The organism is Streptomyces sp. NPDC101166 (genome assembly GCF_044768125.1).
In the GTDB taxonomy this organism is placed as follows: domain Bacteria; phylum Actinomycetota; class Actinomycetes; order Streptomycetales; family Streptomycetaceae; genus Streptomyces.
This window is the reverse complement of record NZ_JBIWPF010000090.1, coordinates 1-1,587: the sequence shown is the minus strand read 5'-3', so window position 1 is coordinate 1,587 and position 1,587 is coordinate 1. Positions and strand designations below refer to the sequence as shown.

Genomic DNA, 1,587 nt, shown 5'->3' with positions numbered 1-1,587 from the left:
CGCTTTTCGGGGCGGCTGCCAAGGGAGAAGGTCGGTTCGATCCGGAGACGATTGCGATCTTCGCGGATCGGTTCAAGGATCCGGTGGTTGCGCGGGCTGCGCGGGATACGTATCGGACGTTCCTGTTGCGGGAGGTGCCTGCGTCGATACGGAATCCGGAGCGCCGGCGGGCATCGGTGCCGGTGCGGGCGCTGTTCGGGAAAGACGATGCGGCGGTGCACTATTCGTTGGCCGCGGCGGAGACAGCCAAGGCGGACGATTACAAGCTCGAGTTGGTGGAGGGGTGCGGGCATTTCGTCGTCGACGAGCGGCCCGATCTGGTGCGGGCGCGGTTGATCGCGTTGGCGGCTGAGGTCGAGTAGGCAGCTAGCTGATGGTGAACACCCAGGAGCCATTGCAGCCCGACGCGGGGGCCCAGCCGGGTTCGTAGCGCCAGGAGGTCTGAGCGCTGCCAGGGGTGTAGCTGATGTTCCATCCGCCGGTGGCGGTCGCGATGGGGTTGTCGTTGTAGTTCAAGGAGGACAACGTGTAAGGGCTGATGTCCCAGTCGACATCGCCGAGAATGCTGCTGTGGACGGTGATGTAGGCGGTGCCGGCCAACTGGTTGTCCACGTATAGGCAGGCGTTCGGATACAGGTCGGCGTGCGCCGGCGCGGCCATGACGGTTGCCGCGGTCGCGGTGGCGGCGGCTGCGAGTGCGACTCTGACTGCGGACGTCGGTCCCATGCTGTTCACCTTTGTGGCTCGATATCAATTGATCTGTGCTGGAACGGAAGTGCTCAGCAGAGGTAGTTGATCGTGGTGACCTTGAGGGTGGCTTAACGATTCCTTGGAGGTGTGGTTGGCTTCCGGCTCCAAAACTGGTGGCTGATGGACAGGAAACTGACTGGGGGAAGGGTGTTTTGGAGGGATAGCACAGTCAGGGGTGCCAGCGGGTTCGGCGGCGGTGGCGGATCGCCGCAGCTGCTTCGTCCGCGCACGCATCGAGACGTTGGAAGACGTCGGTTGCGGCGTACCGAAGGATGAACCATCCCTCGAGAGCGAGAGCGTTCTGCCGACGGCGATCATGTCGGAACGCTGCTGGAGTCGAATGGAACTCACGTCCATCGATCTCGACGATGGTGGACGAGCGTTCGTCCACGAAGTCACACCTGTACTGGCCGACTGGATGGTTCGGGAGTAGACGGATATTGCGCTCGAGCATGGCGCGGCCGAAAATCCGTTCCGGCTCCGAGGCGAAGCCTGCTGCGGCTGCTCCGAGGTGTGCTCGCAAGGTAGGCGAGCCGTGCAGGCCCGAGGAGAGGTCGAGCAGATCCTGTGGTCGCACAGTATGACCGGCGTGATTGTCGATCAAGGCTTCGGCTTCGGACTTCGAGAGAACCCGGAGGCAATCCAGCAGAGTGCGGGCACCGGTCGTCATCGGCAGGTCGGATGTGAGGTCGATCCAGTCCGGCCGGAGGTCGCGGCGGTAGAGATGCAGCCACGGCGGCGTCTTTCGGCGGATGGTGGTCGGAGCGGTTGCCTCGATCAATGGTGGTTCTGGGAGCATCCCGGCCAGCCAGGCCGCGGTGCGATGGCTCAGCACGG

General features: G+C 63.8%; 3 protein-coding genes. 1 reads left to right on the top strand and 2 read right to left on the bottom strand.

The window, feature by feature from the left end; translation table 11 throughout:
* Positions 1-362: alpha/beta fold hydrolase (locus tag ACIRS4_RS36600; protein WP_404204339.1), on the top strand; the 362-nt coding region annotated here is incomplete at its 5' end.
* 4 nt (positions 363-366) lie between these two features.
* Here the strand turns inward: ACIRS4_RS36600 and ACIRS4_RS36595 are convergent.
* Both ACIRS4_RS36595 and ACIRS4_RS36590 read right to left on the bottom strand, forming a co-directional pair.
* Positions 367-726: a hypothetical protein gene (locus ACIRS4_RS36595; RefSeq protein ID WP_404204337.1), complete on the bottom strand. Its 360-nt coding sequence runs from the start codon at positions 724-726 to the stop codon at positions 367-369.
* A 193-nt stretch (positions 727-919) separates the two neighbouring features.
* Positions 920-1,587 (bottom strand): endonuclease domain-containing protein (locus tag ACIRS4_RS36590; RefSeq protein ID WP_404204335.1); only part of this gene is annotated, 668 nt, incomplete at its 5' end.